This is a genomic window from Candidatus Binataceae bacterium, assembly GCA_036495685.1.
Lineage (GTDB): Bacteria > Desulfobacterota > Binatia > Binatales > Binataceae > JAFAHS01.
The window spans coordinates 1-16,818 of record DASXMJ010000132.1 but is presented as its reverse complement, the minus strand read 5'-3'; the positions used below and the strand labels follow the sequence as shown (position 1 = coordinate 16,818).

Sequence of the window (16,818 nt, the reverse complement as noted above, 5' to 3'; positions counted from 1 at the left end):
CAGCAAGGTGCGCCGTTGGCTCAGGGAGCCACCGATGCGATAACGGCCGAATTGTACAGTCAGGCGCCTCTGGCCGGCGGCTGGCAGGTCGTTCCGCTCGACGACGTGACCCAAGCCTTGCAGAATCTGCCACCCTCGACTCCCGCGGACCTCGAGACCAACGCGTTCGCGCTGGGTCGTCTGGTTGCCGCCGACGGGGTTCTCTTCGGTACCGTCGAACGGTACGAGGAACGCGTCGGCATCGACGACTCGGATGCGAAGCCGGCAGCGGTGACCTTCTCCCTCAAGTTCATGGACATGACGACCAAACAGGTGGTGTGGACTTCAAAATATTCAAAGACGCAGAAGGGTTTCGCGCAGAGCCTCAAAAACCTGGTAAATTTCGTGCAGAAGGAAGGCCGCTGGATCCACGCGCAGGAAATTGCGGAGGTAGGTGTGGAGCAGTCGGTCGCAGACCTGCATCGACATTTGACCTTCGTGGCGGATTCGAAACATTTCGAGACCGGAACCTACGGACAGCTCAAGTCCGGCCAACAGCGTTACAACCAGGGGATGGGCAAAGCCGGACTGTACTAGAACGGCGAGGAGCCTTGCGCCGGCGACTTGGCGCGGACCCCTGGACGGCTGGGTCCCACCTTTCGATTTACTGATTCGAGCGGTCGTTTGCTCGCGCGACAGATTGGATTTCTCACCAACCTGATTATTCGCGATGCAGGGTTAGACCGGTGGCCCGTATCGCGACTCACCAGGGTGAGTGCGCCTTCATTCTTAGCGCCTGCGCGACGGCCGGGTGCACCACGTGTCCGCCCTGCGTATTCAGACCCCACCCGATTGCCCGATTGGTCCGGCAAGCCTCAAGCAGACCCCGATCGGCGACCTCCAGCGCGTATGACAGGGTCGCGTTGGTGAGAGCGGACGTAGAGGTGTGCGGCACCATCGCCGGCATGTTGGTCACGCAGTAATGAACTACTCCGCTACGCACGAAGGTCGGTCTTCCGTGGGTGGTTGGCCGCGAGGTTTCGGAGACGCCGCCCTGATCGATAGAAAGGTCGACGATCGCCGCTCCTGGTTTCATTCTGGCGACCAGCGCGGCCGAAAGCAGTCGGGGCGTACGCGCCCCAGCGACCAGCACCGCGCCGATAACGAGATCGGCCTGGCGTACCTCCTCCTCCAGAGTCGCGCGGTTCGACATCACCGTAGTCGCATGTACTCCCAGCAAGTCGCTCAGATACCGTAGCCGCGACGGATTGACATCCAGAATAGTCACTTCGGCCCCGATGCCCGCCGCCACCCGGCAGGCATTGAGCCCGGCGATGCCGCCTCCCACTACTACGACCTTTCCGGGACGCACGCCGGGTGCTCCGCTCAGCAGAACGCCGCGGCCTCCGCTGCGCGATTGCAAACACCATGAGCCCGCCTGGATAGCGAGCCGCCCGGCCACTTCGCTCATGGGCGCGAGCAGTGGAAGGCTGCCGTCTTCGAGCTGGATGGTCTCGTACCCAAGCGCGCTCACGTGTCGTTTCACCAGTTCATGCGCGAGTCGCTTGTCGGGCGCGAGGTGGAGGTAGGTGAAGAGAATTTTCCCGGGCTGGAGGTAGCGAAACTCGGTGCGCTGCGGTTCCTTGACCTTCAGCACCATATCCGCGCGTCCCCAGACCTCGCTCGGCGCACGCACGATCAGTGCGCCCGCCTCGCGATACTCGCGGTCGGTAAATCCGCTGCCTACCCCGGCGCGACTTTGGACGATCACTCTATGGCCATGAGTGCGGAAGGCGGCAGCGCCGGACGGGGTCAGCGATACGCGTCGTTCGTCGGCCTTGATTTCAGTGGGAACTCCGATGAGCATCCGAATTTCTCCGCAGGTTGATGGTGACCATGCGACCCGGCGCGAATTATCTGGATGGTACGGCGCTACAACGATCGCCGGAGGGGGAGCGTATCAAACGGCGGTTCGTCGAGGGTTATCATCGCGTGTCAGTCAAGAGAATTCCACATCGCCGGGTATCCTTTGCAGCACCATTTGGAACTTGACAAGACGATTGGCTTCCGCGCTTGATGAGCATGATCCCGATCGCAAACCTTACGGCGGATTGCGAACGAGATTCGCGGAGGAGTCATGGAGATCCCACAGGGGCTCAAGTATTCAAAGGAGCACGAATGGGTGGCGGCGGAGGATTCAGTCGCAACCGTTGGCATTACCGATCACGCGCAGGGGCAGCTAGGCGAGATCGTTTATATCGAACTTCCAGCAGTCGGCGAGAAGGTCAGCAAGGATGATCCGTTCGGTGTGATCGAGTCGGTCAAGGCGGTGTCCGACATCTACGCTCCGGTGAGCGGCACCGTGGTCGAAGTGAACGAAGACCTGCCGGAGTCTCCCGAGGTGGTGAACGAAGATCCCTACGGCGATGGCTGGCTGATTAAGGTGAAGATGAATGATGCCAGCGATCTCGACGACCTGATGGAAAGCGACGAGTACGCCGAAATGGTCGCGCGCGAACAGGAATGATCGGGGTGTCCCTCGGCACTGTGCTGCGCGGGCCGAGAACGCGGACACGGCAGTCATAGTTTAGCCAAGGGTTTGGCCCGGACAGTGACCAGATCGAGAGTCGGTCGTGGTGCGACACCCTGCTAAGAGCGAGGGGTTGGCGCATTCTGGACTGCAACCGCCTTCGCCACTTCGATTCTCAGGTTCGTGATTTTCGGCGGCGGATCGATGAAGACGAGCAGGAACGGCGCGGTCTTGGAGGGATCGACCGCGAAGTTTTTCTGCGGGTCGAGCCGCTGCAGGAATTCTATTTCGCGCGGAGTCATTTCCCCCACCATCGCGGCCGAAAGTCCGTTGCCGCAGAACGCGGCGTTGCTGGCCAGCTGTTTTCCGCCAGCGTCCAACAAATCGACCGCCAACAACACGCCGTGGAGAGGACTGGCGCCGACGTTTTCTGCCGTCCCGGTTATCAGCAGCGCGGTCTGTCCGCCTTTGATTTGCTGGTAGTCTGCGTGCACGTCGTGCAACGCAACCAGCATCGCCGGCACCATCGGACGCTCAAAATTGGCTCCGACCTGCGGAAGCTGGCTGAGAAGTCGCGCGACCGGTCCTGGTTGAATGTGAATGGCCAGACTCGCGACGCCAAACAGCACCGCGACCACCATGAACAGTCCGAGGAACCACCCCGAGGAATGCGTCGGCCTGGGGGCGGCGAGGTCCGCGAGTTCTTCGGAGATGAAGTCTTTAGGCCTCGCTCGGCGCCGGAGGGAATCTTCCATCCCCTCGTCCGGAATCGTGAATTCGCGCGCGCGAAATTCCCGCGGACGCGGAGCTTCGTGGCGCGGCGGCGTCGTGAAGATGGGCTTGTGGGCTGGAGGCTCGGACGGTTTGGGTCGAGCGGGCATTTCCTTTGGCGCGGGGTCGCTGGCGGCTTCAGGCTCCTCGGGAGCTTCGCCCACCTCCCAGCGATCCTCGGAATGATGATGCTCAACGCCGGGGTCCTCAGACGTGCCGTGCTCGCCGGGGTTGGGTTCGTTGGCGAAGTCGAAGGTCAGGTTTTCTCCCGAGTCGAGTTCCCCGGATCGTTCGCGCGAGAAAGTTCGGTCAAGAGGATTCTCCTCGGAAGCGTCTGTGCTCGGGGCCGCCGAAGGTGGCTCGTCGGTTTGCGGACCGGGGGGCGCCCCTTCCGGAGCGGGTTTCGATTGGACCGGTGGCGGAGGCGACGGTTCCTCGGCTCCAGGAGCGGGGGGAGCTTGGGGCTTCTCCGCAACGCGGGGCGCGGCAGGTTTTCGTGGGCGCGCGGGGAGGGGCTCAGCTTTGAAGACATGACCGCAGCGCGAACACTTGAAGGTCGGTGTCTCTTCCGGAAGGACTCGCTCATCGATCCGGTAGCGGGTATTGCAGCTGGTACACTGAATTTCGATCATTTCCCCACCTCACAACCCCAGCAAAAAAATAGCACAGGAAAATGCCTCCCGCACGATGCCTCGGCGCGGCCGGCGAACGCGCGACCGGAATGCGAATAGCTCTGCTCGCGCGCCGCTTTGACCCCAAGGGCGGAGGGACCGAACGCGACCTGATTCTCACGGCCGAGTGTCTGCGCCGGGGGGGCCACCAGGTCGCGGTCTATGCCGACCAGATTCGCGCCGAAACCACAGCACTGACCGTTCATCGTGTCGGCACCGTCCCGCTACCGCGCACGCTGGCATTCCTACGGTTTGCAGTTGCCGCCGCGCCCCTGGCAAGACGCCACGGGACTGATCTGGTTCTGAGCTTCGCGCGTGTCACCAGCGCCGATGTGTTGCGATCTGGAGGGAGCGCGCATGTCAGCTATCTGCGAGCGGTCGCGCGGTGGCGCGGAGAGGTCAGCGCGCTGCGCATGCGGCTGGCGCCATATCATCGAGCTCAGATCATTGTCGAGCGCCTCGGCTTCACCTCGTCCAAGCTAAGAGCGGCACTAGCCGTTTCGGAGCTGGTGCGACGCGACCTGATCGAGCAATTCAGGCTTCCCGCAGCGAGGGTGACCACCATTTACAATGGTGTGGATCTGCAGCTGTTCCACCCGGAGTCGGATTCTGGGGCGCGAAATCGGATTCGTGCGCAATCCCGCATCCCGGCTGATGCCGCGCTGGTGCTGTTTGTGGGCAACGGGTTTGCGCGCAAAGGGCTCGGATTTCTGATCGACGCGGTGGCAAAAGTGAAAAGCACGCCCTATTTAATGGTCATAGGAAACGATAGGGCTGCAACATCATTTCAGCGCCGCACTCAACGGCGGGGAATCGCAGAACGGGTGATCTTCGCCGGCGCGCAGCCGGCGGTCGCCGAGTTCTTCAAGGCCGGCGACGTGCTGGCGCTCCCGTCGCTGTTCGAGCCCTTTGGCAACGTGGCATTGGAGGCAATGGCCTGCGGCCGGCCTGCACTGCTCAGTGCGCAGTGCGGTGTCGCCGAACTGCTGCCCGAGGAGTTGCGCGACTATGTGGTCGCTAATCCCGCCGATCCCGCTGAGATCGCATCCAAGCTTGAACGCCTGCTCCGCACGGCGAACGACCTGCGACCGATCGCGCGTGCTGCCGCCAGCCGGTTTACCTGGGAAAAGCACGAACTCGAGTTGAATCGCTTCATTGATTCGGTGAGTTAATAACCGCAATCCAGGGCAGGCGCAGATCTAACCTGTCTCCAAGGAATGCCAAGCAGCGGGATACCTGACATCTGCAGATTATTTGGGTTGGAGACCGAGGCCGTCGAACATACCGTGGGCCACTGCTAGCCGCCGCTCTTCCCGGGCGATTCGTGGCAGACTCGCGTGTAGCGAACGCGCCATGCTGAGCCGCGTCCAAGCGATCGCATTTTTCATGATCACTTCGAGGGCCGAGTGCGTTTCATGGAGCATCCGGCAGCGGCCTCGCTCGCGCGAAATTCTTATGAACCGGTCGCGATCGGCGCGCCGTGGATCGACCTCGTGGTAGACCACTGCCTCGGGCGCGTAGCCAATACGTAGTCCCTTGCGCCGCAAGCGCTGAGACATTTCGGTTTCTTCTTCGTGTCCAGCCGCGCCGGGTCCCAGACGTTCATCGAAGAGCCCAACTGCATCGAGAGCCGTGCGACGGAAGGCCATATTGGCTCCAAGGGCGCCCGGCACTTCGACTACCCGGTCGCCGCGATCAAAGATGGGCAGATCCAGATATATCCAGTTGGCGCCGACCTTTGCCTCCGGATCTTCCGCGGGCAGGATCCGTCCGGCCATCGCGGCGAACTCTGGATTCTGAGTGAAAAATCGCTCGACCGCGTCAAGATAACCCGCCTGAACTGTAAGGTCGTCATCAAGCAGAACCACTACCTCGCCGTGCGACTCTGCAATAGCTCGATTTTGGCTTCGGCATTTTCCGCCGCGTGGCTCGTGAAGATGCTTCAGCGGCGGGGCGTTCGGAGGAACTTTGACCGGCTGCGGGGTTCCGTTCTCCGCGATCATCAGCTCATCGCCGTCACGCATCTGGCCGCCGAGACTGGCCAACAATCGGGCGAGCTGGTCGGCGCGGTTGTAGGTCGCAATGACAATTGTGAGAGTCACGCGCATTTGCACGGCGCGCGGGGCGCGCTGTCGGAGGTTTTCACGAATCGCATCAGGATATTTTCATCCATCAGTAGGCTCGGACTCGTCATGAAGCGAAACAAGTCGCGATTAAGCCGTTTCTGCTCGGGATCCCGGTCGCCGCTTCCATAAAGTAACCACGAACGCGCAACGATAAACGGAAAGAGTAGGGGAAGGAATACATACGCGCGGAGTTTTCGGCGGCTTTTTCCCAGCGCAACCAGTTTGAGTCCATAGCCGCGCGCCATCCAGTGAAAATCATTGAGGCCCATCACATGCCAGTTACGACCATCTTCGACCCGATAACGATGAGGCAGCGGAGCCCTTCGTCCCCGGTAGAAGCCGGTCAGCAAGTAATGAATGCGCGAGACCACATTCAGCCGGTTGGGGGTCGTAACGATCGCAGTGCCGCCGGGCTTGAGCACGCGTGCGATTTCCCGCAGCGAATGCGGAATGTCGGGGAGGTGTTCTATCACCTCGAGCAGCAGTACCAGGTCGAAGCTCTCGCTGCGAAAGGGCAGGTCGCTTATCAGGTCGGCGGCAACCCAGCCCGGCCGCGAAACCTTGCGTTCGGTCGGGATCACGCGCCACCCGCGCTGCCTCAAGATTCGCGTCGAAAGCCCATCGCCGGCGCTCAGATCGAGCGCGAGCGAATCGGCACGCGAAGCCGGCGCCAAATCGATGGCCCCGCTGACTCTTTCGCTCATCGCACCCGAAATTGTGCGGGACCGCGCGACTCATCACAAGTCAGCGTCCCGGTGCGGGTCACGGCTTGAATCAGCAATTGATGCCGGGTAAATGCTAAAGACTCCGACGCGCGCGAGAGTGGCGGAATGGCAGACGCGCAAGGCTCAGGACCTTGTGAAGGCAACTTCGTGGGGGTTCAAGTCCCCCCTCTCGCACCAACCCCAAGCTGGATAGCTCACTCACTTAAGCCATCTTTCCTGAAGACCACGGATCGACCATTATTTATTGGAATTTCCGGGACTTTCCTGCCTTTCCGAGCGCGCCGAATTCCACGAATTAAGACTCGCCCGCAGCTAACGAAGCCATCCCGGTGCAAAAAGCCGCCGAATCAGCTCAGCAATCGCTGGCGGCTTGATCTGTCGGCAGCGGTCGCGATTTCTGAAAGATGGGGCCTAGACCGCTCCGCCGCCGTCGACCGAGAACTCCGCGCCGGTGATGAAGCCGGCCGCGTCTGACGCCAGATAAAGCACCATCCGTGCAATGTCTTCTGGCTGTCCGATGCGCCCGATCGGAGTTGCACGCACCATCGCCTGGTTCAGTGCGGCCGGATTCTCCTCCAGCATTGGAGTTTCGATAATGCCCGGATGCACCGAGTTCACGCGAATGCGATAGGGCGCAAGCTCGAGCGCAGCGCACTTTGTCATTCCGCGTACCGCCCATTTGGTCGTGGAGTAAGCAATCATGTTACGAACGCCCCTCAGTCCCGCGCCCGACGAGATATTGATGATCGATCCTCCGCCTCCCGCACGCATTGCGGGCGCCACCGTACGCATCCCCAAGAGGGGTCCGCGCTGGTTAACGCGCGTGATCTCGTCGAGTTCTTCATCGGTCGTGTCGAGCAGCGATCGCATCCTGTAGATGGCGGCATTGTTGACCAGGATATCCAGTCGGCCAAAGCGCTGGGTTGTCGATTTGACGATGCGCTCCCAGTCCGCCGCACTTCCCACATCTTGCTTTGCAAAAGCCGCGAGGTCGCCGAGTGCTTTCGCGACGGCGTCGCCCTGCGGTAATACGTCGGTCAACATTACGCGCGCGCCTTCCGCGACGAATAGCCGTGCCTCTGTGGCGCCCTGACCGCGCGCGGCTCCCGTGATGATTGCGACTTTTCCATCAAGCGTGCCCATCGCTATCTCCCACCCTAGTCCTACGAGTATTTCGAAGGTACTTAGCGATGCTAGCAGCTTCGAACCATCGTCGCGTACTTGACGAGCATACCGACCTGGTCGCAAGTGATCCTCGGTCGATTGCCTGAACGCAAACGTGTCATCGAATCTCCCAGCTTTCCCCCTCTGCCTATTCCGATGGAGCCTTTGAGCTGATTGATCGATTCTTTAGTCGAGTGATTCTCAGTACGTCTAGGGTCATCCGATCGTTATCCAAGGCGAAGCCTTCAAGGTGCACCGAGATTCGACAGGCTGCGGGCGGGCCGGAATCAGTTGTAATCCTGGCAATCGCCGAACGCGATTACATCCGGAGAGCTAAGCCTTTGTCCATCTCGGCGTGACGATGAGGTCCTAAAGCAACCCTAGCCTTGGTGACATTTCGACAGCACTGCACTCCGCTACGCGCGGATGCGGCCAGGTTGACGATATGACCAAACTGGAAAAGAGCGGGAGCGTGCAAATCAATCCGACGCTGCGGCCCCTTCCCAGAACGGGAAGGGGGCGAACTAGCGGCTCCAGGCTTAAAACGATTCGAGTTCGAATTCTTCGCCAAGTGCGACGAAATTCGAAACCAGCGGCTTAATAGGGTCCGGGTCCGCCGGAAGAACTCGCATTGCCAGACTTTTCCGGACCATGGCAAGTGGCGACGTCGCTGACGCTAGCACCCAGAGCGGAGGCGATTTCAGAGTCTGAGCGCCCGGCTTGCTGCTGAAGTTTGACGACGTTGCAATCGACGTGATTGGAACTCATCGAGCTGCAGCCGGCCACTGCTCCCGCGATCACGAGAGTCCCCCAGACCGCCGCGATACCCAGTCTTTGGATTAATCCTCGCATGAAGCTTCCCCTCCGAAAGGTCTGCGGCCTGTCCCAGAGAATCAGGCTTTGCGGCACCATATTACCAAGCAGGGCAACTTTACAAGCCGGATTCTGTTGCACTCGACCAAGTTGAATTCGTCGCTTATACAGGCTGCTTGAGGGATATTCGCGCCGCCAATATGATTTCGCAGAGGGCGACAGACGCCCTTTTTTATGACTTGTGAGTGACTAGGGACCGAGCGCGATGGAGCTGGGAAAGACATACGACCCAAAGGCAGCCGAGGAGCGATGGTTTCAGACCTGGATTGATCTCGGCTACTTCAAAGCGGATCCGCAACGCGAGGGACCAATTTTTTCGATGGTCATTCCGCCACCCAACGTCACCGGGCAGCTGCATCTGGGTCACGCGCTGAACGCGACCCTTCACGATGTGATCGTGCGCATGCGCCGGATGCAGGGTTACAACACGCTGTGGTTGCCCGGCACCGACCACGCGGGCATCGCCACCCAGAACGCAGTCGAAAAAGATCTGGCCAAGGACGGCAGAAATCGCCATCAACTTGGCCGCGACAAATTTCTCGATCGCGTGTGGCAGTGGCGAGAGGAGAAAGGCGGGCGAATTCTCCAGCAGCTCCGCCGCCTGGGCGCCTCCTGCGATTGGAGCCGCGAGCGCTTCACCCTCGATGCGGGTCTCTCGCGGGCGGTGAGCAAGGTCTTCGTGGAGCTTTTCAAACGCGGTCTGATCTACCGCGACCGCAAGCTCATCAATTGGTGCCCGCGCTGCGAGAGTGCGCTGTCCGATCTCGAGGTCGACCACAAGGAAGTCCAATCGAGCTTGTGGTTTATCCGCTATCCGTTTGCAGATGGCGGCGGGTCGATTACGGTTGCGACGACGCGTCCCGAGACGATGCTGGGCGATACCGCGGTCGCGGTTAGTCCTGGCGACGAGCGCTACCAATCGATGGTCGGCAAGACACTGCGCCTGCCCTTGATCGGACGCGAAATCAAAGTCATCGCCGACGCGGCGGTGGATCCTAAGTTCGGCACCGGGGCGGTCAAGGTCACGCCGGGACACGACTTCAATGATTTCGAAATCGGTAGGCGGCATGACCTCGAGCAGATTTCCGTCATGGACACGCAGGGCCGGATGAACGAGAACGCAGGCGTATACAACGGTCTCCAGCGAGAAGTGGCGCGTACGCAGATCGTCGCAGACCTGCGCGCGCAGGGGTTGCTCGAAAAGACCGAGCCGCACCGCAGCAGCGTCGGTACCTGCTCGCGCTGCGATACGGTCGTGGAACCGCTTCTGTCCGAGCAGTGGTTCGTGCGCGTGAGCGAGATGGCTCAACGGGCCATGGCGGCGGTCCGCGACGGGCGCACTACCTTCTACCCCGAGCGGTACAGGAAGGACTTCTTTGAATGGATGGAAAACATCCACGACTGGTGCATCTCGCGCCAACTGTGGTGGGGCCATCGGATTCCCGCTTTTCGTTGCGACCGCTGTAACCATCTGACCGTTGCGCCGGAGCGCCCACAAAAATGCGAGGAATGCGGCGGGACCGACCTGGTTCAGGACGAAGATGTTCTCGACACCTGGTTCAGCTCGGGGTTGTGGCCCTTCTCGACCCTCGGGTGGCCCGATGAAACGCCCGAGCTGCGCAAGTACTACCCCACCAGCCTGCTGATAACCGGTTTCGACATCATTTTCTTCTGGGTCGCGCGGATGATGATGTTGGGTCTCGAATTTATGGACGACGTGCCGTTCCGCGACGTGTACATAACCACGCTGGTACGTGACGAGTACGGCAAGAAGATGACCAAGTCCAAGGGCAACGTGGTCGACCCCCTGGACTTGATGAACCAGTACGGCACCGATGCGGTACGCCTGACCCTGGCGCAGCTCGCCAGTCAAAAAGGGGACGTAACCCTTTCTCACGAGCGTTTTGCCGCGGCGCGCGCCTTCGCCAACAAGGTCTGGAACGCCGCGCGCTTCGCGATGATGAACCTCGATGGGGCGCCACGGCCGCTACCATCACCCGGCCGCGCACAACTCGGTTTGGCGGAACGTTGGATTCTTGGGCGCCTCGACGCGACGGTCCGCGAAGTTACGCGCGCCGTCGACGCATACGAGTTCAACCTTGCAGCGATGGCGGTCTATACCTTCATCTGGCATGAGTTCTGTGACTGGTACATCGAGCTGTCAAAAGAGCCCCTCAAAGCGGGCGGCGAGCGGCAGGCGCAGGCTCGCTGGGTGCTCGTGACCTGCTTCGATCGGATGCTCCGTGTGCTGCATCCCTTCATGCCATTCATCAGCGAAGAGATCTGGCAGGTGCTGCGACCTTACCTGGCGGAGAAAAACTTAAGCCAGCATTTGGCGGTCGCGAAATTTCCGGATGCGTTCTCGGAGTCATGGATGAGCGCCGCCGAGACCGCAGCGATGGATCATTGCATCGCCGCGACCGAAGCGATCAACTCGCTGCGCTCGCTGCTCGGCTATCATCCGGGGCAGCGCGTGCGCGTAGTCATCCGGGCCGCAGCCAACGTCAACCTGAGCGCGGAATTTGCGATCTGGAAACCCTATGCGCTCACGATGGCGAAGGCCGAGAGTGTGGAGTTAGTCTCGTCGAATGAAACCCTGCCTCGGGGCGCGGTACCGGCCGTACTACCATGGGGTGAAATTGCGGTGCTAGCTCCCGATGGGTTCGATTTTGCAAAGGCGCTTGGGGTCGCCCGGAAGAAGCTTGACGAAGTCGTCGCGCATCACCGCCAGCATCTGGCTCGGTTGAACAATCCGGAGTTCCAGGCGAAGGCCGCGCCGGAAATGCAGGACCAGATTCGCGAGAGGGCTGCGGAACTGGAAAGCCAATCTCGCCTGCTAAGCGAACAGGTGCGACAATTCGAAAGGGCCTCCGAATAGACCCGGCGCCTTGCGCTTATTGCGGCAACCGCTCTAGGGCTTAGCGGGCGCATCGCCCAGACCGGTATCTCATGGAACTTGTAAGCTTCACTGAGCTCGACAGCGCAATCGAACGCGCCCTGGCCGAGGACGTTGGTCACGGAGATCTCACCACTCAGGCGACGGTTCCCAGCGGGAAACGCGGACGGGCACGAATAATTGTCAAGGAGCCCGAGATGATCTTCGCCGGCGGGTTCATCTTCGCGCGCGTGTTCGCGATGACCGACTCGCAACCCCAAGTGATAAGGGTCGCGGAGGAAGGGTCCCGGGTTAAGTCCCGCATGGTAGTTGGAGAGTACGCGGGCGAACTCGCCGGTTTGCTGACCGGCGAGCGCGTCGCGCTGAATTTCGTTCAACTGCTCTCCGGAGTAGCAACTCTGACCAATAAGTTCGTTGAGGCGGTGGCAGGCACCGCTGCGAAGATCATCGATACGCGCAAGACCCATCCAGGCCTGCGCGCCCTAGAGAAATACGCGGTACGGACCGGCGGCGGGCATAATCACCGCTTCGGACTCGACAGCGGAATTTTGATCAAGGACAACCATATTGCTGCCGCGGGTTCGATAACCCGGGCAATCGACCGCGCGCGCAGATTTGCTCCGCACACCCTCCTGGTTGAGGTCGAGTGCGAGACGCTCGAGCAGGTGGAGGAGGCGTGCAGAGCAAGCGCCGATGCGATCCTCCTGGACAACATGACGGTCGATGAAATCCGCCGCGCGCGGAGCAAGGCGGGGGCCGGGATCAGGCTGGAAGTGTCCGGCAACGTGACCCTCGAGACTGTCAGGTCGATCGCCGAGGCCGGGGTCGATTTGATTTCGGTGGGAGCGCTAACCCATTCGGCGCGTGCGATGGATCTCAGCATGAGAATCGAAGACGCCTGACTGTGCGGCTTCTGCCGCGGATTCCGATGAGTTCCGCCAACCCATATCAGTCGCTCGAAAACGGAGAGCCGGGCCGAATTGGATGTCGGATCCATTACTTCGAGGAACTCGATTCCACTCAGCAGACCGCTCGTGCGTTCGCGGCCGACGGCGCCGCGCAGGGCACGGTTGTCATTGCGGAGCTGCAGACGGCGGGACGCGGCAGGTTGGGTCGGTCGTGGCATTCGCCTGCGGGGGTGAATCTCTACGCTACGACCATCCTGCGTCCCGCGATCGCGCTCCCCGAGGTTCCTCGGCTTAGCCTCATGGCCGGGGTCGCCGCGGCGCAGGCGCTGGAGCGCGAGGCTCACGGGCTAGTGTCCCTCAAATGGCCCAACGATGTGTGGCTCAAGGGACGCAAATGCGGCGGCATCATCGCGGAGGCACTCACCAACTCCGGCCAGAAACTCGACTGTGTGTTGCTGGGAATCGGGATCAACGTGAATCTCGCCGAGGGCGACATTCCTCCGGAGCTGCGCGATAAGGCAACCTCACTACGCATTGCGGTGGGCCATCCGTGTGACCGAATCGCCATTGCGAATTCGCTTTTCACCCTGCTCGACTATCGCTATATGGAAATCGTGACGCGCGGCTTCGCTGCCGTCCGCCCCGAGTGGGAACGCTTTTCGGCCTTGACCGGGAGGCGGGTGACGGTGGTTGATGGCCCTCGGCGCGAGTCCGGCGTGGTGCGCGGAATCGATGCCGAGGGCGCGCTGCTCCTCGATGTGGGAAACGTCATGCGCAGAATTTTAGCGGGTGACGTCAGTCTCGAGGGCACGTACGACTGACTCGGCCGGATGAACGATGTGATGATGAGCCAGGTCCGCAAGCTCGTCGCGGCTGTGAGTGCGCGACGGTTCGGACGGAATTTCTTTTGGAGAGGTAGTCCCATATGGCTGTTGAGGAAATCGGACGCCTGCGAACCATCGCGCTGGTCGGGCAAGGCGGCGCCGGAAAAAGCCAGCTGGCCGAGGCGATGCTGTTCACGGCGGGTGCAACTACCCGGCTGGGACGTCCCGACGATGGCAGCGGGGTTATGGATTTCGAGCCTGAGGAACTGCAGCGAAAAGTAACCATCAGTTCCTCCTTTCATCACCTCAACTGGAAGCGCACCGAAGTAATCCTTGCCAATACGCCGGGATACAGCGCTTTCCTTCCCGAGACGTTCAACACCCTAAAGGCGGTGGATGGGGCGGTTTTGCTGGTGTCGCCAGGCGCCGACATTAAGGTGGAGTCCGAAAAGATTTGGACCATGCTGAGCGAAGCGGGTATACCCCGGCTCGCGTTTGTCTCGCGGCTCGATCGCGAGCGCACCAGCTTTGCTGCGGCCTTGAAAGATCTGGAATCCCACCTGGAGGCCAAGCCCGTCGTCCTTACCTTGCCTATCGGCGAAGAGGCCCAACTAAGCGGCGTTGTCGACGTGCTCGCGATGAAGGCCCTGTTATACGCTGACAATACCGGCAAGTCCCGCGAAGAGGAGGTTCCGCCGAACCTCAAGGAACCCGCCGAGCGGGCTCGCAACGCCTTGTTGGAGTCAGTCGCGGAGACCGACGACGAGCTTCTCGAAGAATATCTCGACAAGGGCACTCTTCCTGACGAGAAAGTGCGGCACGCACTCCATGCCGCGGTCGCCGCGGGCAAGCTGACCCCGGTGTTTTGTGGCTCCGGCACCAAGAATGTCGGTATCGCACCTCTGCTGGATGCGATCACCACGCTCTTACCGTCCCCCAATGAACGCCCTGGCCAAAAGGCGCAGCATCCTACCAACGGCGAGCAGCAGGAGCGCGCGGCAGATCCGAGCGCGCCCTTTTCCGCGCTGGTATTCAAAACCGTGATCGATCCCTTTGCGGGAAAGCTCTCGATCTTTCGGGTGGTGTCGGGACGCGCACAAAGCGACGCGACGGTCTTCAATGCGACCCGCGAGTCAAAGGAGCGCTTCGGTCAACTGTTGCGGCTGGAAGGTAAAAAGCAATCTCCGCTGACCTCCGCCTTACCCGGTGAGATTGTCGCGGTGGCCAAGCTAAAAGACACCACTACCGGCGACACCCTGTGCGATGAGAAGGCACCGGTCCTGTTTGACCCTCCGGTCCATCCCGCGCCGGTAATTTCCTTCGCCATTCGTCCCAAATCGAAGGGCGACGAAGAGAAAGCATCGGCCGCCCTGCACAAGCTGGTGGAGGAAGATACCGCGCTGGAGATGCATCGCGACGCGCAGACCCATGAGATCATCCTGTCGGGGACCGGCCAGATGCACATTGAGGTCACGGTCGAAAAGCTGAAGCGTAAATTTAATGTAGAAGTTGAACTTCAGTCGCCCAAGGTTCCCTACAAGGAAACCATCAAAGGGCGCGCCGAGGCCCAGGGAAAGTACAAGCGTCAATCGGGGGGTCGCGGTCAGTACGGCGACTGCTGGCTCAAAATCGAACCGCTCGCGCGCGGAAAAGGGTTCGAGTTCGAGGACAAGGTTGTTGGCGGGTCGATCCCTCGTCAGTTCATCCCCTCGGTGGAGAAGGGCGTTCGTAACACGCTGGTGGACGGATTTCTCGCGGGCTATCCGCTCCTCGACGTCAAAGTAACGGTCTTTGACGGCAGCTATCACGAGGTCGATTCGTCTGACATGGCCTTTCAGATCGCCGCGTCGATGGGCTTCAAGGCTGCGCTGGAAAAAGCCAAGCCGATCATCCTTGAGCCTATGGTGGCGCTGGAAGTTTCCTGCCCCGACGAGTGCATGGGCGACGTGATCGGCGACTTGAATTCACGACGCGGTAAGGTACTGGGGATGGACACCAAGGGCCATGGTCAGATCATCAAAGCGATGGTGCCGATGTCCGAAGTGCTCAAATACGCGCCCGACCTCCGCTCGATTACCTCGGGGCGCGGTTCCTTCGAGCAGCATTTCTCGCACTACGAAGAGGCGCCTCCTCCGGTTGCGGAAAAGATCATCAAGGAGTCGGCTGCTGCCCGTGAAGCGAGCAAGCAACAGGTCCACTAGGTGAGGGGGCATGCGGCTGCGGGACAAAGTCGCGGTCGTGACCGGCGCCGCCAGCGGGATTGGACGCGCCACCGCCACGCTGTTTGCACGTGAGGGTGCCCGGCTGGTTCTTAACGACGTCGACGCAGCAGGGCTTGAGCGGGTGACCTCGCCGATCGGCGCTAGCAGCTGCAGAGGCGTAGTCGGCGATGTCTCTCGCGAGCAGACCTCGATTGCGCTGGCGGCCGAGACCGTATCGGCATTCGGGCAAATCGACATTCTCGTCAACAACGCCGGCATCCACTTTCTTAAGGACATCACCGAGATGACCGTGGCGGAGTGGGATCGCCTAATGGACATCAACCTTAAGAGCATGTTCCTGTGCTGCAAGCATGTGATCCCCCACATGCTGGTCCGCAAACGCGGCTCGATAGTGAACCTGGCCTCGATCTCGTCATTTATCGGACAGGAAATGGACGGCGCCAGTACGTTTGCCTACAACGTTACCAAGGCCGGCGCTCTGCAGCTCACCAAGTCACTGGCGAGTCGCTATGCAGCCGACGGGATCAGAGTCAACTGCGTATGTCCAGGAAACGTCGAAACTAACATCGTCAAGCGCGCGACGCCGCAAGAGACCGCGCAGTTTTGGCGTGCGGCGGTCGCGTCGGAACCCATCGGACGCAACGCTCAGCCCGAGGAGATAGCCAACGCAATCCTGTTTCTGTCCTCGGACGAGTCATCATTCGTGACGGGCTGCCCGCTGCTGGTAGACGGCGGCTACCTCGCGCGCTAGCTGGCTGAGCGGAGCAAAGCGATAGCCCCTCTAGATCCCAGGATGGCGCAAACCCAGCGGAACTCCTCCTAGTCCCGATGGCGTTGAGCCGGGCCCAGCCTCCGGTGTCAGACCGTGTTGCGGAAGGGCGCGGTCTTATACAATTGGAACGGCGGTTTTTCCGATGGCGCCGCTTGGGAAAGGACTTGTTGTTCTGGGTTTTCTGCTCATCGCAGCGGGCGCGTTGTTGTGGGCCCTGGGACGAGTACCGTATCTCGGCAGGCTTCCAGGGGATATCTATATTCGACGGGGTAATACGAGCTTCTATTTTCCCTTGGCTACCTGCATCATTCTGAGCCTGCTCGTGTCGGCCATCCTGGCGTTGATGAGGCGCTGACG

13 protein-coding genes and 1 tRNA gene are annotated in these 16,818 nt (G+C 60.8%); 9 read left to right on the top strand and 5 right to left on the bottom strand.

The genetic code is table 11. The features are described 5' to 3' along the window. A partial coding sequence (locus VGI36_13005) for a hypothetical protein (GenBank protein ID HEY2486063.1) occupies window positions 1-576 on the top strand: 576 nt, incomplete at its 5' end. Between the two features lie 166 nt (window positions 577-742). Here the strand turns inward: VGI36_13005 and ald are convergent. Then, a complete protein-coding gene (gene ald / locus VGI36_13000; protein ID HEY2486062.1) occupies window positions 743-1,846 on the bottom strand; it encodes an alanine dehydrogenase in 1,104 nt (367 codons plus the stop codon). 270 nt (window positions 1,847-2,116) lie between these two features. On the opposite strand from ald, the gene gcvH reads away from it, so the two are divergent. Beyond that, on the top strand, window positions 2,117-2,506 hold the full coding sequence (gene gcvH / locus VGI36_12995) for a glycine cleavage system protein GcvH (GenBank protein ID HEY2486061.1): 390 nt from the start codon (window positions 2,117-2,119) through the stop codon (window positions 2,504-2,506). 122 nt (window positions 2,507-2,628) lie between these two features. On the opposite strand, the gene VGI36_12990 is transcribed toward gcvH, so the two are convergent. Then, the gene (locus VGI36_12990) at window positions 2,629-3,912 is read right to left on the bottom strand and encodes a zinc-ribbon domain-containing protein (protein HEY2486060.1); all 1,284 of its coding nucleotides are present in this window, start codon (window positions 3,910-3,912) and stop codon (window positions 2,629-2,631) included. A 41-nt stretch (window positions 3,913-3,953) separates the two neighbouring features. Between VGI36_12990 and VGI36_12985 the strand changes: the two genes are divergently transcribed. Further along, window positions 3,954-5,123 (top strand): glycosyltransferase family 4 protein, encoded by a 1,170-nt coding sequence (locus VGI36_12985; GenBank protein HEY2486059.1) that lies wholly within the window; start codon window positions 3,954-3,956, stop codon window positions 5,121-5,123. Between the two features lie 78 nt (window positions 5,124-5,201). Here the strand turns inward: VGI36_12985 and VGI36_12980 are convergent, their stop codons facing one another. Together VGI36_12980 and VGI36_12975 are read right to left on the bottom strand one after the other, a co-directional pair. Next, the gene (locus tag VGI36_12980; GenBank protein ID HEY2486058.1) at window positions 5,202-6,053 is read right to left on the bottom strand and encodes a glycosyltransferase; all 852 of its coding nucleotides are present in this window, start codon (window positions 6,051-6,053) and stop codon (window positions 5,202-5,204) included. Next, window positions 6,050-6,781, bottom strand: coding sequence for a class I SAM-dependent methyltransferase (locus VGI36_12975; GenBank protein HEY2486057.1), 732 nt, complete (start codon window positions 6,779-6,781; stop codon window positions 6,050-6,052). The genes VGI36_12980 and VGI36_12975 overlap by 4 nt, the downstream gene beginning before the upstream one ends. Window positions 6,782-6,893: 112 nt before the next feature. Here VGI36_12975 and VGI36_12970 point away from each other — a divergent pair. Next, window positions 6,894-6,979 (top strand) — tRNA-Leu (locus tag VGI36_12970). Window positions 6,980-7,213: 234 nt separating this feature from the next. Here VGI36_12970 and VGI36_12965 read toward each other — a convergent pair. Continuing rightward, window positions 7,214-7,945: a glucose 1-dehydrogenase gene (locus VGI36_12965; protein ID HEY2486056.1), complete on the bottom strand. Its 732-nt coding sequence runs from the start codon at window positions 7,943-7,945 to the stop codon at window positions 7,214-7,216. A 1,099-nt stretch (window positions 7,946-9,044) separates the two neighbouring features. Between VGI36_12965 and VGI36_12960 the strand changes: the two genes are divergently transcribed. The 5 genes from VGI36_12960 (at window position 9,045) to VGI36_12940 (ending at window position 16,440) form a co-directional block, all read left to right on the top strand. After that, a complete protein-coding gene (locus VGI36_12960; GenBank protein ID HEY2486055.1) occupies window positions 9,045-11,717 on the top strand; it encodes a valine--tRNA ligase in 2,673 nt (890 codons plus the stop codon). Between the two features lie 71 nt (window positions 11,718-11,788). After that, entirely contained in the window at window positions 11,789-12,637 is an 849-nt protein-coding gene (gene nadC, locus VGI36_12955) for a carboxylating nicotinate-nucleotide diphosphorylase (GenBank protein ID HEY2486054.1), read from the top strand. A gap of 26 nt (window positions 12,638-12,663) precedes the next feature. Beyond that, window positions 12,664-13,464, top strand: a complete 801-nt coding sequence (locus VGI36_12950; protein ID HEY2486053.1) for a biotin--[acetyl-CoA-carboxylase] ligase — start codon at window positions 12,664-12,666, stop codon at window positions 13,462-13,464. A gap of 104 nt (window positions 13,465-13,568) precedes the next feature. Further along, the gene (gene fusA / locus VGI36_12945) at window positions 13,569-15,668 is read left to right on the top strand and encodes an elongation factor G (protein HEY2486052.1); all 2,100 of its coding nucleotides are present in this window, start codon (window positions 13,569-13,571) and stop codon (window positions 15,666-15,668) included. Between the two features lie 10 nt (window positions 15,669-15,678). Next, complete coding sequence (locus VGI36_12940; protein HEY2486051.1) at window positions 15,679-16,440, top strand: SDR family oxidoreductase; 762 nt, start codon at window positions 15,679-15,681, stop codon at window positions 16,438-16,440. Window positions 16,441-16,818 lie beyond the last annotated feature (378 nt).